We start from the raw sequence: 19330 nt of genomic DNA, 5'->3' as shown, positions 1-19330 counted from the left end.
ACTACAAACCCTTCAGCGGGTGTTTGCCACGTGGCCAAGGGGCTGTCATCAGCTCCTTGACCCAGCTATCAGGCACCGCTGCCACTGACGCATGCTGCCACACCGGCTGCTTGTCCTTGTCGATGATCATGGCACGAATGCCTTCTTTCAAATCCGGGTGGCGACAAGCCTGCCACGCCAACTCCAGATCCCTCCGGGCCACTTCCGCCTGACTCAGGCGCCAGCCTTCCCGAAACTGCTCAATAAACACCCGCGCAGACGCCGGACAGCCGGCGTGATACGCCGCCACCCCCTGATTGACCCACTCAGACTCCGACCCGCTCGGCAGTGCATAGTCACCATTCAGCAAACGCTGACACAGGGGTTCAACTTCGCCACGGTGTTGCTGCCAGTCGCTGCCAGTGGTCGGTTCGACCGACAGTGACTTCAGAATATGCCGCACCACGAAGTGGTTATCGGCCCAATGCTCTGCCCAGCGGGCCCCGCGCAGGGCTGCCAGCAAGTGATCAAAACCATCTGCGGCCAACGCATGGGTAGCCAGAGCCTGTTGAACGATGTCCGCCTGCGCCAATGGTGTTGCCGTTACACCCATCCACAAGCCCAGGGATGGATCGATGCGGGGCAAGTACCAGGCGGCCAGTACGTCCGGGAACAAGCCTATTTTGATTTCCGGCCACGCCAGCTTCATGTCCGGTAACGCAATGCGATGGCTACCGGTCAGAAACAGCCCCAGACCGCCGCCCATGGTGTAGCCATTGCCCACCGTAATCAGCGGCTTGCCGTAACGCTGCAGTTCCACATTAGTTTGATATTCCAGCTCGAAGTAGCGGTCAGCACCGGCTGCGGGGTGTTGCTCGTCGGCAATGCTGTTGTAGAGGTCGCGGATATCGCCGCCGCAGCTGAAGTGCTTACTGGAAGAGTGAATCACCACCGCAGCGATTTTGGGACTGTGCTTCCATCGTTTCAAACGCTGGCGAATGGCTTTGATGGAATCAAAATCCAGCGCATTCATGGCCTCCGGACGATTCAATGTCACCACGCCAATCTTGTAGCCTTTTGTGGCCGACACGGTCTGAAACAGCACAGAAGAAAACGTACTCAAGCGCACCTCGCATGGCGGTGTTAAGGGACTCGGGATGGTACACTTTTCGCCCCACTCCGTGAAACTCGACCTATGATTTACCTGATCGCCCTGTTAATTGTCGCCGCGCTAGGCGGCTGTCTGTTTCTGGTTTTCAAACACACCGGCAGCCATACCGGCCGTGTCCGCCGGGCGCTGGCGCAGCAACTCGATGCTGAATACCGGCAGTTTGGCGCCCTCGACAAGGACGTTCTGGAAGCCGGATTTTCCATCACCCACCACTCCCAGTTTCGCCATACCCGCCATCAACTGCTGGGACAACGCGATGGCGTTCATTTCAAGGTGATGGATTATGCCTACGTTGGCGTGTCCGGACTGGCGGAGCAAACCGTCATTGTGATGGACAAGGTAAATCAGGAATCCGGCGATTTTCGGGTCCAGCCCCAGCGTTACCACCGCAATTTGCAAAGCGACAGCTTTACCGACCCGGATCAGAACAACCTGCAAACCGTCGCCATATCCGGGTTGCCCAACACTCTGGTGATGGCGCAAAAGCCCCACGCGTTTGAACTGCGCGCACAACAAGCCGTTTATGAGTGGCTACAACGCCACCCGGACATGGTGATTGAACAAAGCCAGCATCTGCTGATGATTTTCAAACCCGGACGGGTATTGGTGGATGCCGATGCCATTATGACGGCCATCGACGAGGCGCTCGGTCTATTTGATCAAGGCCAGTAAATTTGATCAGAGCAGGAAGCCTGATCGAGAGCAGTAAGCGAAAACCCGAAAAGCAAAACCCGGAACGCAAAATGGCCGCAAAAGCGGCCATTTATGCTCATTATTCCTTAAAAATAATGACATCAGGACTGACGGCCGAAGCCGATCAGGAAGACGCCGCCATGTACTCGCGACGCTTTTCTTCACTCTTGATGTATTCGAGCCACTGGCCCGCTGTTTTGGTTGCTTCGTCGAACTTCGCCGCTTTGGCAAAAGACGCTTTGGCATCCTTCAGCTCGTCCAGATTGAACTCGATCAAACCTTGCAGAATCAGCGCGGATGACTCTTGCTGCAAACCACCTTTGGCAATCGCCTGCTTGACGTTTTGCAGTGCCAGTTTCCACTCCTGACGTTCGGTGTGAATCTGCGCCAGCTTGAAGAAATCACTGCCTTTACCAGACAGCTTGGCAGCCTCTGTCATCGCGACAATGGCCTTGTCGTATTCCTTCGCCAGCATCCAGGAATCACCCAGCAGCGACATGGTGCGGGCATCTTCCTTGATGATGCCTGCTTTAACGCCGTCTTCGATGATGGCTGCCGCCTTATAAGGGATGTCCTGCCCCAACAACGCCTGAGCGTAGTTGATCAGTTCACTTTCCTTGGTCAGCATGTTCTGTTCAAACGCGGTTTCCAGTGTTGAAAGCTCACGCTTTGGCTGCCCCAGCTCGGCATACACCGCCGCCAGCTGAACCCAGTACTGGGACTTCGGATACAGGGTTGCCAGGTCTTGCAGGCAACGGGCCAGATTGTCGAAGTCCTTGTTCTGGTAGTACACCGCACGTTCCAGCATCAACCAGTTTTCACGCGGCAGGTTGCCCTGCTTCTTGACCATGGCAATGGCCTGCTTGATGTCTGGCAGTGCCTTGTTGTACTGCTCAATCTGGAAGTACACCTGCGCGCGCAGCACATAGGCTTCAGCGCCCGGCTCGGCAACAATGCCAAACCACTTGTTCAGTGGCACCAACGCCTGCTTGTACTGTTCCTGAATCAGATACAGCTTGGCCAGGCTGTACAAGGTGGTTTGCTCAAGGCTTTCAGGAATGTTCTCGACCGCGATCACATTCTCGTAGGCTGCAGCAGCCTCCTTGTACTTTTCCTGATTGAAGTACACATAGGCGTACATATTGTGGGTCATTGCCGTTTCGTAGGAGTTGCGGCGACGCTTCTCCAGATCCTGCAACTCTTCCAGTGCTTCCGCGTATTGTTTCTGGTCGGCCAGCTCACGAGCGCCGTCCAGCTTCTTGAAGATTTGCGGGCGCATGGTGGCAGAACGACGAACACGCTTGTTGCTGGCAGCGGACGAACCGGACTGCTCAGCGGCCTGTACCGACATCACACCAGGTCCCACATAGGACAACGAAAGCGCCACCAATCCGGCACCCAACAGGGCCAATGGTTTTTTCATGTTAACTCCTGGTGTTATTTCTCAAGCTCGAAACGGATGATGTTACGCACACCCGGTACTTCGACGCCTTTGCCGTTAACGGTTTTTGGCTTGTACTTGAACTTCTTCACGGCGGCCAGTGCCTCGCGATCGAAGATATTCGGCGGAGCCGCTTCAATCACCACCGGATTCACCACCGCACCCAGTGCATTCACAGTGAATTCCACCACCACGTAGCCTTCAATACCGCGCTGGGCGGCACGACGAGGATAGTTAGGCGCTACCTTCACAATCGGCAGGTATTCACCGTCACCACCACCGCCAGACAGGCCAGCGTCAACATTGAGGTCGGCACTGATGTCAAAGCCGCCAACGTCAAAGCCATCGGTAGACGCCTTGGCCACTTGTGGCTTCGGCATTTCAGGCTTGGGTGGCTCTTTTGGAGCAACCGGCGGTTTTTGCGGCTTGCGTTCCTTGGTCTGAACTTCATCGTCCGGCTTTTGCATCACAAAGCTTTCGAGTCGTTCGGTGCTCTGTTCGTTCATAACAGAGCCGCCACTACTGATCAGGCCCTGCATGACCCAGAACACCCCAAAGGTCACGCCCGAGCCGACAACCAGTGCTGCACAGTAGCGTAGCAAGGCTGCGATCATATTATTGCTCCTGTGTTGACAGGGATACGTCGTACACACCTGCCGCACGTGCTGCGTCCATCACCGCCACCAGAGTACGGGTCTTGGCTTCCTGATCGGCCTGAATCACCACCGTACCCTGAGGGTTTTCGGCGTGCATCCTCTCGATGTTGGCACGTACCTGACTTTCATCCACCTTACGCTTGTCGATCCAGATTTCGCCCATGTCGTTAATGGCGATCAGGATGTTGGCGCGTGGCTTGGCACTGGCCGTGCTGGCGTCTGGACGATTTACTTCAATACCGGTCTCTTTCACAAAAGAGGCGGTCACAATGAAGAAGATCAGCATGATGAACACCACGTCCAGCATCGGAGTGATGTCGATTTCGCCTTCCTCGGCTTGTGGGGTCAAATTTGAAAAACCGCGTCTCATAGCAATCTTCTCTTTATCAGTGATCGAAGGTCAGCTGGTCTTCGATTCGAATTTTTTCCCGCTTGATGTAACGATCAAGCAGCGACTGAGCAAACACACCGGTGATCGCAGCCACCATACCGGCCATGGTCGGAATGGTTGCCTTGGAAATACCGGATGCCATCGCTTTTGGGCTACCACTGCCCAGAAACGCCATCACATCAAACACTTCGATCATGCCGGTAACGGTACCCAGCAAGCCAAACAGAGGCGCCAGACCGATCAGCATTTTGATGGTGCTCATATTGGAAGTCAGTTCAAAGGACAGCCGGCTCAACAGATCCTGACGGATCTGATGAGCGGCCCAGGAGCGACGCTCACTGCGTGCTTCCCACTCGGCCACCGCGGCCTTTACGGACGCGCGGTGTACAAACATAAAGTAGAAAACACGTTCCAGAACGAACCCCCACAGAAACAGTACCAGGAACAGGATGCTGAAGAGGACCATGCCTCCTCGCTCCATGAACAGGTAGACAGGTTCGTAGAGTTCAGTAAACAACATGACGATCACGCCGCTTTACCGTGGGACTGTTCACTCTGGCGAGCCAGAATACCGGTAGCGCGTTCTTCCAGAATCATCATCAGCTCGCGACTGCGGTTGTTGGTCAGGGTATGCAGGAACACACAAGGAATTGCTGCCACCAGACCTTGAACGGTCGTCATCAGAGCCTGGGAAATACCACCTGCCATCAGTTTCGGATCGCCGGTACCAAACAGGGACATGGTTTCGAACACGTCGATCATACCGGTTACGGTACCCAGCAGACCCAGCAGCGGAGCCACAACAGAGATGATCTTGATCCAGCCAATGGCGCGGGTCAGACGTGGGATTTCGGCAGAAATCGCTTCACCCAAATGCAGTTCCAGAGTCTCGATGTCGGCATCCTTGTTGGCCTGGAAGACCGCCATCACACGACCCAGTGCGTTGTTTTCGTTTGGCGTATCAGACTTCATTTGCTTGCGGATCTTCATACCTTCCAGCCACAGCACCAGCATGCGCCACAATGCAGTCAGGATACCCACCAGGCCCAACGCCATGATGATGTAACCAACGATACCGCCCTGATCAACACGCTCCTGCAGTTCAGGGGACTGACCCATGATCTTCAGCAGCTGGCCACGGGAAGGGTCAATCCAGAACTCAGTCAGCTGGTCGCCAGACGCCACTTCCAGAGCTTTGGCCGGATCGGTGTAACGACTACCTGGCTGTTTATCCAGTTCAACCAGACGACCGGATTCCAGATCCCAGTTCAGGTATTTGCCATCGGAAATGGCGTTGAAACCACCCACACGGACAACGTCTTTCTGAACGGTTTCACCGGATGGTACAACCACGTCAGTCTGGTAGCTGGATACGCGACCGGTGTAGGTTGCTTCACGCTGCATTTCAAACCACAGCTGTTCCAGCTGGTCGATGGATGGCAGTTTGGAAGAAGAACCGGCGGTGATGATCAGGTCGGTCAGGAACTGCTCACGGCCTGGCAGCTCAGAGCTGACCACGGAGCCTTCAAACACGGACTTGGTGTCGCCCGCCACTTGCTGCAGCACACCGAACAGCTCTTTCAGAGAGCCCATGCGCTCGGTCAGACGCTGTTGTTCTTCAGCGATTTTGGTTTCGTTCTCAGCGAACAGGGCTTCCTTACGCTCACTTTCGGCAACCAGGTTGTCACGCTCCTGACGGGTGTCAGCCAGCATTTTTTCCTGTTGCGCCTTGTCAGAGTTGAAACGCTTCAGACGCTGTTGGAATTCCTTGTTATCACGTGCCTGACCCTGCTTTACCAGACCCAGCAGATCATCAACAGAAACCGTGTCAGCAGCGTTTGCAGTGTTAAAACCAAACGCCAGGGCGGCCGACAATACAATAGCCTTCAATTTCATTACTTGGCCTCCTGTGGTGCTGCAACGGGCGCTTTGATCAGATCCGGAGCTGCCTGCTCACGGGCAATACGCAAGCCGGCGTTCAGCTTGCTCTTCATGGTTGGGTCCATTGCCTCAAATTGGCCGGTAGCCTGGTTCCATACACCCAGCTCGTTGCCGTCCAGTGTCTGGTACATCAGGGATATGCGACCGACGCGCAGGAAGTCGACTTCACGACCGTCGAGGTTGCCACGGTAGGATTCAATGGTACGACCGTAATCAATCTCGGCCTGGTAGGCTTCCATCACCTTGCGGTACTTCTCGGCAACCGTTACATCAGAACGACCCATCAGGTCTTTCAGGGCATCGACACGCTCGCTACGCTCGTCTTTCAGGAACGGCACGTCGGCTTTAACGAACTGGTCAATGGAGTCGATCATCTTCAGCATCAACGGGGTGATCTGACGCTCTACCAGCGTTACTTTTTCAATACTGTCAGCAATGGAAGACAGCTCTTCATCCTGAGCCGCCAACTGCTTGTCCAGCTGCTCGATGTACACATTCAGACCGTCTACTTCTTTCACAACGCCACGGTATTCACGCTCGGTGGCACGGATGCTGTTGTCGATAGAATCAATCTTCTGCTGAGACGCCTGCGCGTTGTTTACGCGGCTGACACCCTTGTCAATTGCCGTATTTACGTCCGCTGCATTTGCGCCAGAGATAGCGCATGCGCCAAGGATGGCGGCAGCCAGCAGGTTTCGAGTTCGCAGTAGCATATGTATTACCCGTTAGACTCCAATTTGCCCGTGTAAGATGGTTCGGGCCCCTCAAATTCGAGCTGGCACATTACTTCAGTTGCGTGACAGCTTTGTTACAGGGTAACGGATCATACCAACTCTTCTAAAATGAGAAAGGATCTCAGTTGTTTTAATTGAAAATTCACTATTCCAGAAACGAAAAACGGCGCCCGAAGGCGCCGTTTTTGTTGTCTTACCGAGGTAAGATTATTCGGCAGCGAAAGTAGTCGCTGGATCGTCCTGGTTAGCAACGTTATCCAGAGAACCTTCGATTACCCAACCAGCCCACCATGCGTCAGCAGCGGCAGTACCCGGAGCAACAGCACCGACATAAGAAGTAGCGTCGAATGCGAACCCAGAACCGTTGTCAACCGCGGTCATGGCTGGAGCTTCGGTCAGCTCGCCATTGGCAGAGGTCAGTGCAGCAGCAGCATCCAGATCGATGTCTGCTTCCACAACGTTAGTAGCAACATCGGCGTCACGCTTGGTGTACATGCCGTCTGGAGCACAGTCACCAACAATGTTAACCAGAGTTACATTACTGTAAGAATCAACAGTGTCATCACCGTCGGTGTCGGAGTCGTCTACACGGATACAGGATTCCCAGTTCACAACTGCAGTGTTGTAAATACGGGTAGTCAGGGAACCACGCAGACGCATACCGTACTGACCTTCGGTCACAGCAGCACCAACCAGAGTGATGTTGGCCAAAGCACCTTCCGTTTGAGGAACGTATTCATCATCAGAAGAGTTTGCTTCGATGCCACGAGGATCGTTAGAACCGGATGGGGCAGTCAGATCAGCATTCTTAACAACCAGTGCGTACTGGATGTTGCCCTTGTAGCCAGTATCAAAGTCGATATCGTCGTCGTCGTTACCAGTCAGTACAGCGTGAGTAACGTTTACAGTACCACCGAACCACTCAATACCGTCGTCCAGGTTGTTGTGAACCTGAATGTAGTCGATGGTGGTGCCATGACCAACACCCATCAGGGTCAGGCCGTTAACTTCGTTGTTAGGACCAGCGACCTTACCGGCTTCAGCAATACGAACGTACTTCAGTACACCGCTGTTATCGCCGTCTTCGTTACCGCCGTAGAAACCTACACCGTCACCGCCTTCGCCCTGAACGTTACAAATAGAACCGTCGCCGTAACAAGCGCCAGTGTTACCAGCACCGTACTGGGTAGCCAGACCTTGCAGGATCACACCGCCCCACTCACCCAGGCCATCGAAATCTTCATCAGACAGAGAGGAGAAAGTGATAGGAGCTTCAGCAGTACCTTCAGCCATCAGCTTGGAACCACGAGTAACGATCAGAACACCGTCATCAGCGCCACGTACGTCAGTGCCTGGTTCGATGGTCAGGGTTACGCCGTTGTTCTTGGCTGTAGTCACGTCGGAATCAGAAGTGAAAGCGATGTTGCCGTAACCAACTTTAACCAGACCGTCCAGAACGTACTGAACGTCAGAAGACATAGTGAAATCTTCGTCGATGGTGCCAGTGATCACACACTGGGATTCGGTTTCACAAGACAGGAAGCTGTAAGTGCCTGTCTCGTTGTTGTTGCTATCGTTGTCGTTGCTATCGCTGCTGTCGCTACCGCAACCAACCAGAGTTGCAGCGGCAATCGCTACTGCCAAATAGCTCTTCTTCAGTTCCATCTTTAGTTCCTCATCACAGAGTGTTGCTTAGTAAGAAAGTGCACTGAGTGTCGTGCACTTTCATTGCAGAACAATTACAAAAATCAGAATTGATACTCGACGGATGCGTCGAAATCGGTGCCTACGTAGTAGCTCTCTAACGTACGTCCATCACGGGAGTAAGTTACGGGCTCATCGGTAATGTTTGATGCTTTCGCCTTGATCTTCAGGTCGTCACTGAAGTCGTAGCTATAGACAAGATCAAAGGTTGTGCGACCGTCTTCCATCACAGGCCCCAGGTCACCACGGCTTGTTGCATAGATACGTTCGTCAAAGTAGTTCACAAGCAGTGTCAGAGACTGTCCTGATTCATAGTCATCAAGACCAAGTTGCAGGTTGCCCAGAAATTCAGACTGTCCCTGCAGGGCTCGGCTGGAAGCTCCCTCCAGACGCTCTGCGTTGGTGCCGGTCAAATCGACTTCAGAATCAACCCAGGCGAAGTTACCGGATACGAAGCCAGACAATCTGTCTGTATCCAGGACATTCAATCGGAAGTCAGCCTCCAGACCTTTAAGCTCTGCGCTGTTCACGTTGTCGTAGGTGTAACCTTCGGCTGCGCTGCCATCGGCATCGAGAACCTGGCGTTCGATTGGCTTATCAACATCCTTGTAGAACAAGGCAACGGTCACACTTTCTTCTTCAGAGAAGTAGTATTCGCCGCGCAAATCGAGGTTGTTGATTTTGGAAATTTCCAGATCAGCATTACCAGTCAGAGGCTTATCTGTGTCCGGATCATATTGAACGGACTCTGAGCGCTCGGTAATACCTGGACGAGAAACCGTCTGGGTAATACTGGCTCGCAGCTGTGAGTCTTCGGTGACACGCCAGTTGGCCGACAAAGCAGGCAACACATAGCTTTCTTCCAGGGTATTTTGGGAGTCAGCCTTGTTCGGGTAGTCAAGCTCCTGAGTAATGCTCTCGTAACGCAGTCCAGCCAGAACAGATACCGAATCCATATCCAGCTCGCTGGAGCCGTGAACAGCAACAACTTCTTCGTCAGCGTCATAGCTATCAGTCGCTGTTGTGGTACCAGTGAAGGTTACAGTGCCGTTATCAACATTGGTGTCAGAGAAAATTTCATCCAGTGACGCTGTCGTATCGACCGAACTGGAAGTCACAGCACGGTTCGCATATCGAGCCAGCTCAACTTCACGGTTTTTAGTGGTATAGCTGAAGCCAAACTTATTCTTCCAGGCCCAGGTATCGAACAGGTATTCCGACGTGTAATCCGCACCAATATCGTAGGTGTTTTCAGTCAGGTCGGAATAACGACGCTCAACGGTTCCCTGGAAAGCAAAGTCATTTGACGTACCCAAAGCACGACCATACGTGTAGGTACGGCGATCAGGCTCATAACGGGATGTTTGTGCAATCCCTGCACGCCATTCGAGAGTATCGTCTCCAAAGTAGTGAGTACCGGAGAACTGCTGGCCAAGATATTGACGCTCTACCCACTGCAACAGAGTCTGATTCAGCTCCTGATCCTTGCCTTCGTCACGGGTGTTGCTGGTTTTCGTCGTGTTATCTGTTTTGCGAAGCAAAATGGTCTTGCTTTGCCAAAGGTTGTTAGCGTCCTCGATGCCGTAATAAAAGTATCCCGCAAGATCGATGTTACGCTTGGTACGCTCATAGGTACCTTCTTCACTGGTGTCATTAATTTCAGCATTGTGACGTGCAGTCCACTTGTCGCTATAACTGAAAGCGGAGTACATGCCATGAGTGCTTTCGTCGCCTTCCATCAGTTTGCCGTAGGAAACACTGAAACCTCGGGCGGGTTTTGCCTCAACCTGCTGCACACCGTAGTTGTGATCAAAAGACTGGGTTAATTCAACACGCTCAGCACCAGTAATAAAGGTAGGAACGTCGTAGCCCCCATCAGTGAAGCTATTGGCGAAAGAAGGCTCTTCACGAGTGCCATCGTCAACACCCATCCAGTCGGTTGAGCCGCCTTCATAGCTATTTACGTCACTGAACGTAGTGCGGGAATTCATACCCAGTTTGACGCTTGCCTTACCACCAGTGAACTCTGGCATTCCCTTGGTCGACATGCGAATCGCACCGCCAGTGGAGTCACCCGGCAGGTCAGGAGTGAAGCTTTTCTGAATATCAATACCGCCCAAAACAGACGCGGGGAACAAGTCGAGAGGAACATCGCGACGCATAGGGTCGGTCGATGGCATCAAGCTACCGTTCAAGGTGGAGGAAATGTATCGACCAGCCATACCACGAATGATCGCAAACTGCCCACCAGCAACAGAAACACCGGCAACGCGCTTCAGCGCAGACGCAGCACTGGAGTCGCCAAAGCGGGCCATTTGCTCGGAGCCGATGGCATCCAGTACCGCAGAAGAATCACGCTCTTGTGCAGTGGCGGTCGATGGGATGTAGGAACCTACAGCAACTACTTCTTCGATCACGCCATTACCGGACATACCCAGTGTCAGGTTAACGCCGGTGTTGACGTTACCCATGACGCGAACGCCGTCGACTTCGCGCTGGCCGTAGTTCGGGTGAGCGATAGCAACTTCGTATTCACCACGTGGCAGTTCAAACGAGAAGAAACCTTCTTCGTCGGTCACCACGGCCATGTCAGTACCGGCGATCGATACGCTGGCACCCGCAACCGCACCGCCGGTTTCTTCAGAGTTCAGGTAGCCGGAAATCTGGCCCAGTGCTGGCGCTTCTTCCTGACCCGGGGTGTAAACCACGACGTCTTCCAGTGCTTCGCCGCCCAGTACATCTACCTGGATTTCAGCGTTCTGTTCGCCGTTTTCGGTGCTGAACTGGAACTCGCCCAGCCACTCGCCGTACTTGGACAGTTCAACGCTGTGGTTGCCTGCATCGATATCGAAAGAAACGAAACCGGTGTTACCGATCAACTGCTTTTGGCCGTCAACACTGACTGCCACGTCACGCATGGACATGCCGTCTTCGGTGATATAGAAAACAGCTTCACCGGCCATCACCTGTGAAACGAGAAGCGTCGACGCTGCAGTTAGCATTACCCGTGTCGGTTTCATTGAGCCCCCTGAAAGGAATATAGGTTTTACAACAGTCCCTGACGGTGGCTGACCGAACATGGACTCTTTATATCTTGGGGGCGGAGTATGTTGCGGATATGTGACATGAAAATTGCTTTTAAATGACAGAAAAGTGACAGCCGAACACGGTCTTGATGTCAGTGCTTTGACAAATTGACCAGCTGATCAAAAAGCACTCAGGAAGGAATAGAGTCCGGGAAGGTGCAGAGAAGAAACGGAGAGCAGGCCGTGAACAGGCCATGGAAAAGCGGTCAAGAAGCAGGAAAAAACCGAGGGCCACAAACAAATAACCCGCCGGGCGGCGAGTTATTTCAAGCGATTCTTTAGAAGCAGGGTTAGCCCTGTGACAGCAGCATCCGCAAATCCGCAATGGCGGCATTGGCGCGAGAGATATAGGACGCCATCACCAGCGAGTGGTTGGCGAACAGGCCAAAGCCACTGCCATTCAGAATCACCGGAGACCAGACGGTTTCCTGAGTGGAATCCAGCTCACGAATGATCTGGCGCAGGCTGACCAGCGCGTTTTTCTTCTCCAGCACATCGCGGAAATCCACTTCAATGGCGCGCAGCAGATGCGCCAGCGCCCAGGCACTGCCACGGGCTTCAAAGAACACGTCGTCGATCTCGGTCCACGGGGTTTTCACCTCACGATCGGCGTCGTTCGGAGTCGACTGACGGGCATCCGGGTCACCCGACAAATCCGTATTCAAGCGTGGCTTGCCAACCGAAGCACTCAAGCGCTGGGACAAGCTGCCCAAACGGGTTTCTACATTTTGCAGCCAACGTTGCAGGTTATCCGCACGGGAGTAGAACTGGGCGTCTGGCACATTGCGATCGGACAAACGGGTGATATAGCGGTTTAGCTTGTCGATACCAGTCTGGTATTCAGATTCTGATGACGGCAGCGCCCAACGGGAGTGGTCAATCTTGAAGCTGTTCTCGGCGGTGATCAGGTCTTCATCTTCGGTCGACTGGCTTTGCGAACGACTGAAGTCACGGCGCAAGGCTTCGGTAAAATCGCGTACCTGAGTCAGCACACCGTATTCCCAGTTGGGAATGTTATCCAGCCAAATACCCGGCGGTGTCATGTCGTTACTCAAATAACCACCCGGTTTGTGCAGCATGGTATCGGCTACCGTGATCAGGGTGGATACAGTGGTGAAACCGGTCACCGGGTCAACGCCCATGGTCTCAGCTTTGACGGCGGTGTTTTCCCGAATCGCAAAGGCGTCTGGCTCGCTGCTCCAGAAGAAGCCCAGCGCCAGGGTGATCAGAATGTACAGCAACACCACAATCACAATGCCGTTACGGATGGCACCGGATTCTCTCCAGCGGTCCTGCATGCGTTCTTTCAGGCTCTCGCCGCGGGTATCGAAATCATCACTCATATCAGCAATCCTTTTAGCTCCACTAAAACACAACCTCACATCAACATGCTGTGATAGAAGGTTCATAATGCCACGACTGCCAACGGCCTTCAGCCTTTAAAAGCAACCGTTGAAGCCGGTAATATTGGCAACCTATCGGTTAACACACGGTTATCTATCGTGGGTTGACGCCACCCGACCGGACCCCTGCATGCACCAGATTCAAACCGTCGCCCTTGCCCATACCCCGTTTGCTGAAAAATTTGCCATTCCCAGACAACCGATGCTGGCGCCGGCTGCGGTAGGGATCATTGAGCTGCAACCGCCCTTTGACGATCCACTGGCGCTGCAAGGGCTGGAGCAGGTGTCCCATATCTGGCTCAGTTTCCTGTTCCATGAGGCCTTGCCAGACCCAGCAGCCCCACCGCGTTTGCGGGTACGACCACCCCGGTTGGGAGGCAACGACAAACTGGGCGTGTTTGCCACCCGCAGCAGCCACCGCCCCAATGGCATTGGCCAGTCGCTGGTAAAGGTATTGGCGGTAGAAGGAACTCGCATTCACGTCGCCGGTGTCGACCTGCTCGACCAAACCCCCATCATCGACATCAAACCCTATGTGCCCTACGCCGACTGTTTGCCAGAGGCCAGCAATGGCATTGCCCAGCAAGCACCGGCTCAGGTTACGGTCGACTGGCAACCGGAGGTCCTTGCCGGCGCTCAGGCCGTTGAACAAAGCCACCGACCGGGGTTGGTCGAGCTGATCAATCAATGTCTGGCCCAGGACCCAAAACCGGCCTATCAAACCCCTCCACCTGAACGGATGTACGGCACTCGTTTCTGGGATGTGGAAGTAAAGTGGCATTACCCGGCAGCCGGTCAGATTGTGGTGACTGGTGTTGCACAGGCAGCCCCTGGCGAGTAACACAACGCAGAGATAACCTGAGCATCCCAAAGATCGGCTATCCTGATACTATCAGCGTGTGTTCGCCACGCTTTGTTCGCCAGGGAGGCGCTTATCAAACGGCTGACAAGCGCTTTAAAGCGCTTCTATCTGGACCAATACCACGCCACGCATTCGACTGCGATGTCGTTGGAAGAATTAGGCGACGACGCCTTCGACCGACTGCGTGCCCGACGTCTGCTGGCCATCACCGGCATGACGCCGATGAACGCCATCGCTGCGATGCTCAATACAGCGCTGACACTGGCCGTGCTGTGGAATCTGGTTGAGCCATGGCAAGCCGTGCTGTGGGCTGGCTCTGTTGTACTGCTGATGGCGATGGCGGTGCAAAGCTGGTATGGCATTTCCCGCAAACCGGCACCACCGCAGAAAGCCCCTGCCCGGGTCGAAAATCGCGCCGTGATTCATGCCGGTTTACTGGCCTTGTTGTGGGCCTCTCCGCCGCTGTTGCTGTACGACATTGCCAGTACAGAGCAGCAGATATTCATTACCGCCATCACCTCCGGGCTGATCTGCGCAGGCGGTTTTGCACTCTATACCCTGCCCTCCGCCTCGCTGACGTTTGTCGCGATTCTTGGCAGTGCTTCTGCCATCACGCTGTATCGGGCCGGTTTTGAAATCAGCCCACTGCTGCTGCTGTTGCTGGTGGTGTACATGACCATTCTGACCACCAGCATTGTCCATGCCGCTGGGGTATTTCGGGCACAGGTATTAACCGACCTGACTTCCGAACACCAGAAGCAAGTAATCAGCCTGCTGCTGAACGACTTTGAACAAAGTACCGCCGACGTGCTGTGGGAAGCCGATGAAGAGTTAAAGTTGCAACGGGTTTCACCCAAGCTGGAAGAGCTGTTTGCCATTCGTAAGGAGCTGCTGGATGACCAGTCGTTTCTGAAGCTGATTCGCCAAAGCCACGCCCAGCTGCCCAGCGAACAAACAGAGCTGGCCGACAGCAAAGCCGAAGAGATCAGCACCTACTTCACCATGGGACGGGCGTTCAGGGATTTTGAAATTCCGGTCTGGATCAATCGCAAGCTGTGCTGGTGGTCAATCACCGCCACTCCGACACCGGACATGCAGTGGCGAGGGGTCATCTCGGACGTCACAGAAACCCATCAGGCGCGACAGCAAATCTGGCAGCTGGCTCACGAGGACAGCGTCACCCGGCTGGCCAACCGCCGCTGGTTCCAGACCGAGCTGCAATCGTCCATTCAGCGCAGCCTGAGCCACAAGGAGCAAATCTTTGCGCTGCTGTCGATTGACCTTGATCGCTTCAAAAACGTTAACGACACCTTCGGCCACGACATCGGCGACAAACTGCTGAAAATCATTGCTGGCCGGCTGAAAGGCAATACCCGCCCGGCGGATCTGGTGGCCCGTACCGGCGGCGACGAATTTGCCGTCATCCTGCGTCAGGTCGACAGCCAACAGCAGGCCATCGACATCGCCAATCGCATTGTCGAAACCCTCGAACAGCCTTGCCGCATTGGCAGCCTTACCGTCACGGTCGGTGCCAGTATTGGTCTGGCATTTATTCCGGACGACGGCCAACGGCAGGAATTGCTGCTGAAACACGCCGATCTGGCGCTTTACCGGGCCAAGGAAAATGGCCGTGGTCAGGTGGTTCGGTTCGCCCCGCAAATGGCGGTCACTGCCAACCAGCTGTATCGCATCGAGCAGTCCTTGCGACGCGCCGTCAGCAACGGCGAATTGAGATTGCACTATCAGCCACAACGACATCTGGCCAGCGGGCATTTTACCTGCTCGGAGGTACTGGCTCGCTGGAGTGACCCGGTGCTTGGCAGCATCTCCCCTGCCACCTTTATCAAGGTCGCTGAGGATACCGGAATCATACACGCGCTAGGCAAACAGATACTGCAACAGGCCTGCCTGCATGCCCGCCTGATGCCTGCGGGCATGACCTTGGCGGTTAACCTGTCACCCGTTCAGTTGGCCAGTCCATCGATTGTCGACGATATCGTCGGCATCATTCAGAGCCATCACGTGCCGTTCACCAAAATCGAGCTGGAAATCACCGAATCGGCACTGCTGGATGACAGCTATTCAGTGCAGGACAAACTGCAACAACTGCGCGAGCTGGGCGTTCGCATTGCACTGGATGACTTCGGCACCGGCTACTCCTCGCTGTCTTATTTGCGGCGTTTCTCGTTCGACAAGATCAAGATCGATCAGTCCTTTGTGCGCGATCTGCCAAACGATCCCGCGACCCAGGTGATTGTAAAAGGCATGATCGACATTGCCCGATCCATGAAAATGCAGGTGGTGGCAGAAGGCATTGAAGACGAAGCCACCTTGCGAACCCTGACCGAGCTGGGCTGCGACATTGGCCAGGGCTTCCATATTTTCAAGCCCATTGCTCCGGAACAGCTGCTGGAAACCCTGGTAAGAGCCACCTGAAGCGCAAATGCTGCGCTTTTACTGGTAGTCAACGCGCCCTGCTTTTACACTGGCGCCAATTATTGAAAAGCGCGAAAAACATGACCCAACAAGCCCTGATTTCCTATTCCGACCTCATTGATATCTGGCAAGACTGGCAGGATGCGCCAGCCCATGCCGTGCTGGACCGCTGGCTGAAACAGCGCGCCAAAGCCACCAAACGTTTTCAGGGCAAATACCGGATGCTGCTCGACAACGCCATGCAAGACGCCGTGCGCTACATGCAGCTGGCGGATGCACTGGAGCAGAGCTTTCAGGACCCGGACTTCGACAACTGGCTCGACTGGGACCAGCACTGGTCACCTGGCGAACGTCGTCTGGCTACCCCGCAGCACTTCTGGTTCTGGATTCAACAACGCAGCCACGCGGACTGGCACGCGCCATCCATTTCCCAGCAGAAAGCCCGTCGCGAGCACTTTGCCGAATTCAAGAAGCAGGTAGAGTCCAGTGACAGCAACGCCCTGTTGATGCTGTGGCACGGTATTCGTCCAACCCTCGAAACTCCACTGTGGGCACGTGCAGATAGTTCGGACTGGTCCGATGCGACCTTGCGTCATTGGGTTGAGCAGCAAAGCCAGCGTCCACCACTGTGGTTGCGCACCAAGGGCAGTCGCTCGCTGGAAACCCTGCATCAGGAGCTGTCCGATGCAGGCGTACGTAGCCGCCTGCTGCCTGTACACGAAGATCAGGACACCCCGGAACACCTGCTGGCCGCCCTTGGTGGTGCCGACGTTATGCTGACAGACGCCTGGAAAAACGGTGAGCTGGAAGTTCAGGATGCCGCCAGCCAAATGATCTGTCGTCTGGTCGACGCCCAGCCGGGCCACAAAATCTGGGACGCCTGTGCCGGAGCCGGTGGTAAAACCCTGACCCTGGCCGCCACGCTGGGCAAAAAAGGCTCGGTAACCGCCACCGACCTGCACAAATTCAAGCTGGACGAACTCAAACGCCGGGCCAAACGCGGTGGTCAATTGAATATCCGTAGCTTTGAATGGAACGGCGAAGCGCCACTGCGACTGCCAAAAGAGATTGCCCAGCAGCAAGGTTTTGACCGCATTCTGGTGGATGCACCATGCACCAACGCCGGTACCTGGCGTCGTAACCCGGACGCACGCTGGAAGCTGACGCCGGAAAACACCCGCGAGCTGGCCGCATTGCAGCTGAAACTGCTGACCCTCAGCAGCAAAGCCCTGCGTAAAACCGGCAAACTGATTTACGCCACCTGCAGCTGGCAGGTGGAAGAGAACGAAGGCGTGGTCGAAGCCTTCCTGGATCAGAACCCACAGTTTGAACTGGTCAGCCAGGGCATTCAGGGTGCACCATCCCTCGACAGCGACACCATGTTCTGCGCGGTATTGCGCCTCAAGGACTGATAGCCCCACAGCGTCTTCACCCATTTGGGTGAAGACTTCCCGTTTTTCCTGGCTGACACTTTCAGGCTTTCAGTGTCAGCCAAGGAAGACTTATGTCCATTCACTCCCTGCTCCGTTTGGCCGCGGTGGCGCTTTGCTGCCAATCCGCACTTGCAGCCGCTTCCTCCTACCTCAATCCTGACGCCAAATACGCCGAGCGCAGCTGCCCACTGGAGCAGCATGAACAATACCCCACCAGCTTCGATGCCGATTGTCGCTGTGGCCACAACAGCAGCAAAAGCACCGGTCTGGAAGAGTGTATGCGCCCGACCGAAGTCGCCCTAAATCGCGGCAGCAACGTCGCCGATGGCCCTTCCTTTGCGACCTACCATAACGCGCACATCAGTGGTGGTTTCATAGACTACGACAACAACCAGCTGATTGCCTCGGTGTACTGGGACAACAGTGAGGAAGGCAAAGGCCTGGTGGTTGCTTATGATATGGACACCTGGAAACGCCGTTTTATCAGCGGTATGGCCCAGGATGACTACGGCCCGATGGAAATTGCCAGCGGCCCACAGTTTCCACTGCTGAAAGACATTCAACCCGGCCCGGATGGCAACTGGTATGCCTTCGGTTACGTCTACCGCAAAAACACCAAAGACAGCTACGGCAATGGTCCGGTGATTTACAAGGTTGAGCCGAAGACCGGCAACCGCTCAGTCGTCTGGGAAGCCCGTAACGGCGAATACGGCCAGTGCCCGTCCGGCCGCAAAAGCATCAAACGCGAATCGCAAAAGTACGTGCAGTACACCCAGGAAGTCTTCGCTGTTGACCCCAGGGATGGCTCCTTCATTCTCAGCTTTAACAACAACAAGATGGGCGGCACCGGTTTTGCCCGCGTCAGTGCCGATGGCGGCAAGTGCGACTTCATCACCCTCAGTGGCCAACGCGATGATGGCCTGAAAGTCGGTCGCGGCTTTGATATGCGTGGACCGATGCTGGGTGCCTATCTGCACGACGGCAAGCTCTACACCCACTCCACCGGCGAAAAGACTATGTTCGAAATTGATCCTGCCACCGGTAACCGCAAGGCATTGATCAAACGCGGCCCGAAACCGGAAGCCTGGCGACATATTCAGTGGGATGACAAACGTGGCGTATTCTGGATTTCCGGCAAAATGAACTCGGCCATGGTCACCGCCTGGAAGCCCGGCGACAAAAAGATCCTTATCACAGACAAAAGCTGTAGCGGCCGCGATTCCTGGGCTGACTGGTTCCACCTGTGCAAGGAAGGCCCTCTGGCAACCCTGACACTGAACTATGGCCCGATGTGGCTCAACAAAAACACCGGTACTCTGCTGTTTGGCTACGATTCCATTGGCATTGTGGAATACGAGCCGGAAACCGGTAATTCCATCAACCGCAGCTTCTGATAGCGG

The 19330-nt window shown here is 54.7% G+C and carries 15 protein-coding genes; 5 read left to right on the top strand and 10 right to left on the bottom strand.

Translation table 11 applies throughout. The features are described from left to right. Nucleotide 1: 1 nt before the first annotated feature. Entirely contained in the window at nt 2-1102 is a 1101-nt protein-coding gene (locus tag G516_RS0117585; RefSeq protein ID WP_156879093.1) for an enoyl-CoA hydratase/isomerase family protein, read from the bottom strand. 72 nt (nt 1103-1174) lie between these two features. Here G516_RS0117585 and G516_RS0117580 point away from each other — a divergent pair, with 72 nt between their 5' ends. Then, nucleotides 1175-1822 (top strand): hypothetical protein, encoded by a 648-nt coding sequence (locus G516_RS0117580; protein WP_028294753.1) that lies wholly within the window; start codon nt 1175-1177, stop codon nt 1820-1822. A 145-nt stretch (nt 1823-1967) separates the two neighbouring features. Here the strand turns inward: G516_RS0117580 and G516_RS0117575 are convergent, their stop codons facing one another. The 9 genes from G516_RS0117575 to G516_RS0117535 all read right to left on the bottom strand — a co-directional run bounded on the left by G516_RS0117575 (nt 1968) and on the right by G516_RS0117535 (nt 13139). Continuing rightward, a complete protein-coding gene (locus tag G516_RS0117575; protein ID WP_028294752.1) occupies nt 1968-3266 on the bottom strand; it encodes a tetratricopeptide repeat protein in 1299 nt (432 codons plus the stop codon). Nucleotides 3267-3280: 14 nt separating this feature from the next. Then, on the bottom strand, nt 3281-3898 hold the full coding sequence (locus G516_RS0117570; protein ID WP_051219566.1) for an energy transducer TonB: 618 nt from the start codon (nt 3896-3898) through the stop codon (nt 3281-3283). A 1-nt stretch (nt 3899) separates the two neighbouring features. Continuing rightward, nucleotides 3900-4310: an ExbD/TolR family protein gene (locus G516_RS0117565; protein ID WP_028294750.1), complete on the bottom strand. Its 411-nt coding sequence runs from the start codon at nt 4308-4310 to the stop codon at nt 3900-3902. 16 nt (nt 4311-4326) lie between these two features. Then, on the bottom strand, nt 4327-4851 hold the full coding sequence (locus G516_RS0117560; RefSeq protein WP_036537358.1) for a MotA/TolQ/ExbB proton channel family protein: 525 nt from the start codon (nt 4849-4851) through the stop codon (nt 4327-4329). A 5-nt stretch (nt 4852-4856) separates the two neighbouring features. Then, nucleotides 4857-6227: a MotA/TolQ/ExbB proton channel family protein gene (locus G516_RS0117555; RefSeq protein WP_028294748.1), complete on the bottom strand. Its 1371-nt coding sequence runs from the start codon at nt 6225-6227 to the stop codon at nt 4857-4859. Continuing rightward, the gene (locus G516_RS0117550) at nt 6227-6985 is read right to left on the bottom strand and encodes a DUF3450 domain-containing protein (RefSeq protein ID WP_036537255.1); all 759 of its coding nucleotides are present in this window, start codon (nt 6983-6985) and stop codon (nt 6227-6229) included. Before G516_RS0117550 ends, G516_RS0117555 begins: the two co-directional genes overlap by 1 nt. Nucleotides 6986-7213: 228 nt before the next feature. Continuing rightward, the gene (locus tag G516_RS0117545) at nt 7214-8671 is read right to left on the bottom strand and encodes a hypothetical protein (protein WP_028294746.1); all 1458 of its coding nucleotides are present in this window, start codon (nt 8669-8671) and stop codon (nt 7214-7216) included. Nucleotides 8672-8754: 83 nt separating this feature from the next. Further along, nucleotides 8755-11730: a TonB-dependent receptor gene (locus tag G516_RS0117540; protein WP_028294745.1), complete on the bottom strand. Its 2976-nt coding sequence runs from the start codon at nt 11728-11730 to the stop codon at nt 8755-8757. A 356-nt stretch (nt 11731-12086) separates the two neighbouring features. Beyond that, nucleotides 12087-13139 (bottom strand): DUF2333 family protein, encoded by a 1053-nt coding sequence (locus G516_RS0117535; protein WP_028294744.1) that lies wholly within the window; start codon nt 13137-13139, stop codon nt 12087-12089. A 190-nt stretch (nt 13140-13329) separates the two neighbouring features. Between G516_RS0117535 and tsaA the strand changes: the two genes are divergently transcribed. The 4 genes from tsaA to G516_RS0117515 all read left to right on the top strand — a co-directional run bounded on the left by tsaA (nt 13330) and on the right by G516_RS0117515 (nt 19324). Next, nucleotides 13330-14040, top strand: coding sequence for a tRNA (N6-threonylcarbamoyladenosine(37)-N6)-methyltransferase TrmO (tsaA, locus tag G516_RS0117530; protein WP_028294743.1), 711 nt, complete (start codon nt 13330-13332; stop codon nt 14038-14040). Between the two features lie 162 nt (nt 14041-14202). After that, nucleotides 14203-16497 (top strand): putative bifunctional diguanylate cyclase/phosphodiesterase, encoded by a 2295-nt coding sequence (locus G516_RS0117525; protein ID WP_028294742.1) that lies wholly within the window; start codon nt 14203-14205, stop codon nt 16495-16497. A gap of 80 nt (nt 16498-16577) precedes the next feature. Next, nucleotides 16578-17909 (top strand): RsmB/NOP family class I SAM-dependent RNA methyltransferase, encoded by a 1332-nt coding sequence (locus tag G516_RS23155; RefSeq protein WP_156879092.1) that lies wholly within the window; start codon nt 16578-16580, stop codon nt 17907-17909. A gap of 92 nt (nt 17910-18001) precedes the next feature. Further along, nucleotides 18002-19324: a hypothetical protein gene (locus tag G516_RS0117515; RefSeq protein WP_028294741.1), complete on the top strand. Its 1323-nt coding sequence runs from the start codon at nt 18002-18004 to the stop codon at nt 19322-19324. Nucleotides 19325-19330: the final 6 nt, after the last annotated feature.

The sequence above is a fragment of the Oceanobacter kriegii DSM 6294 genome (assembly GCF_000422845.1).
Taxonomy (GTDB): domain Bacteria; phylum Pseudomonadota; class Gammaproteobacteria; order Pseudomonadales; family Oceanobacteraceae; genus Oceanobacter; species Oceanobacter kriegii.
The sequence above is the reverse complement of the archived record's forward strand: the minus strand, read 5'-3'. Positions and strand labels throughout refer to the sequence as shown.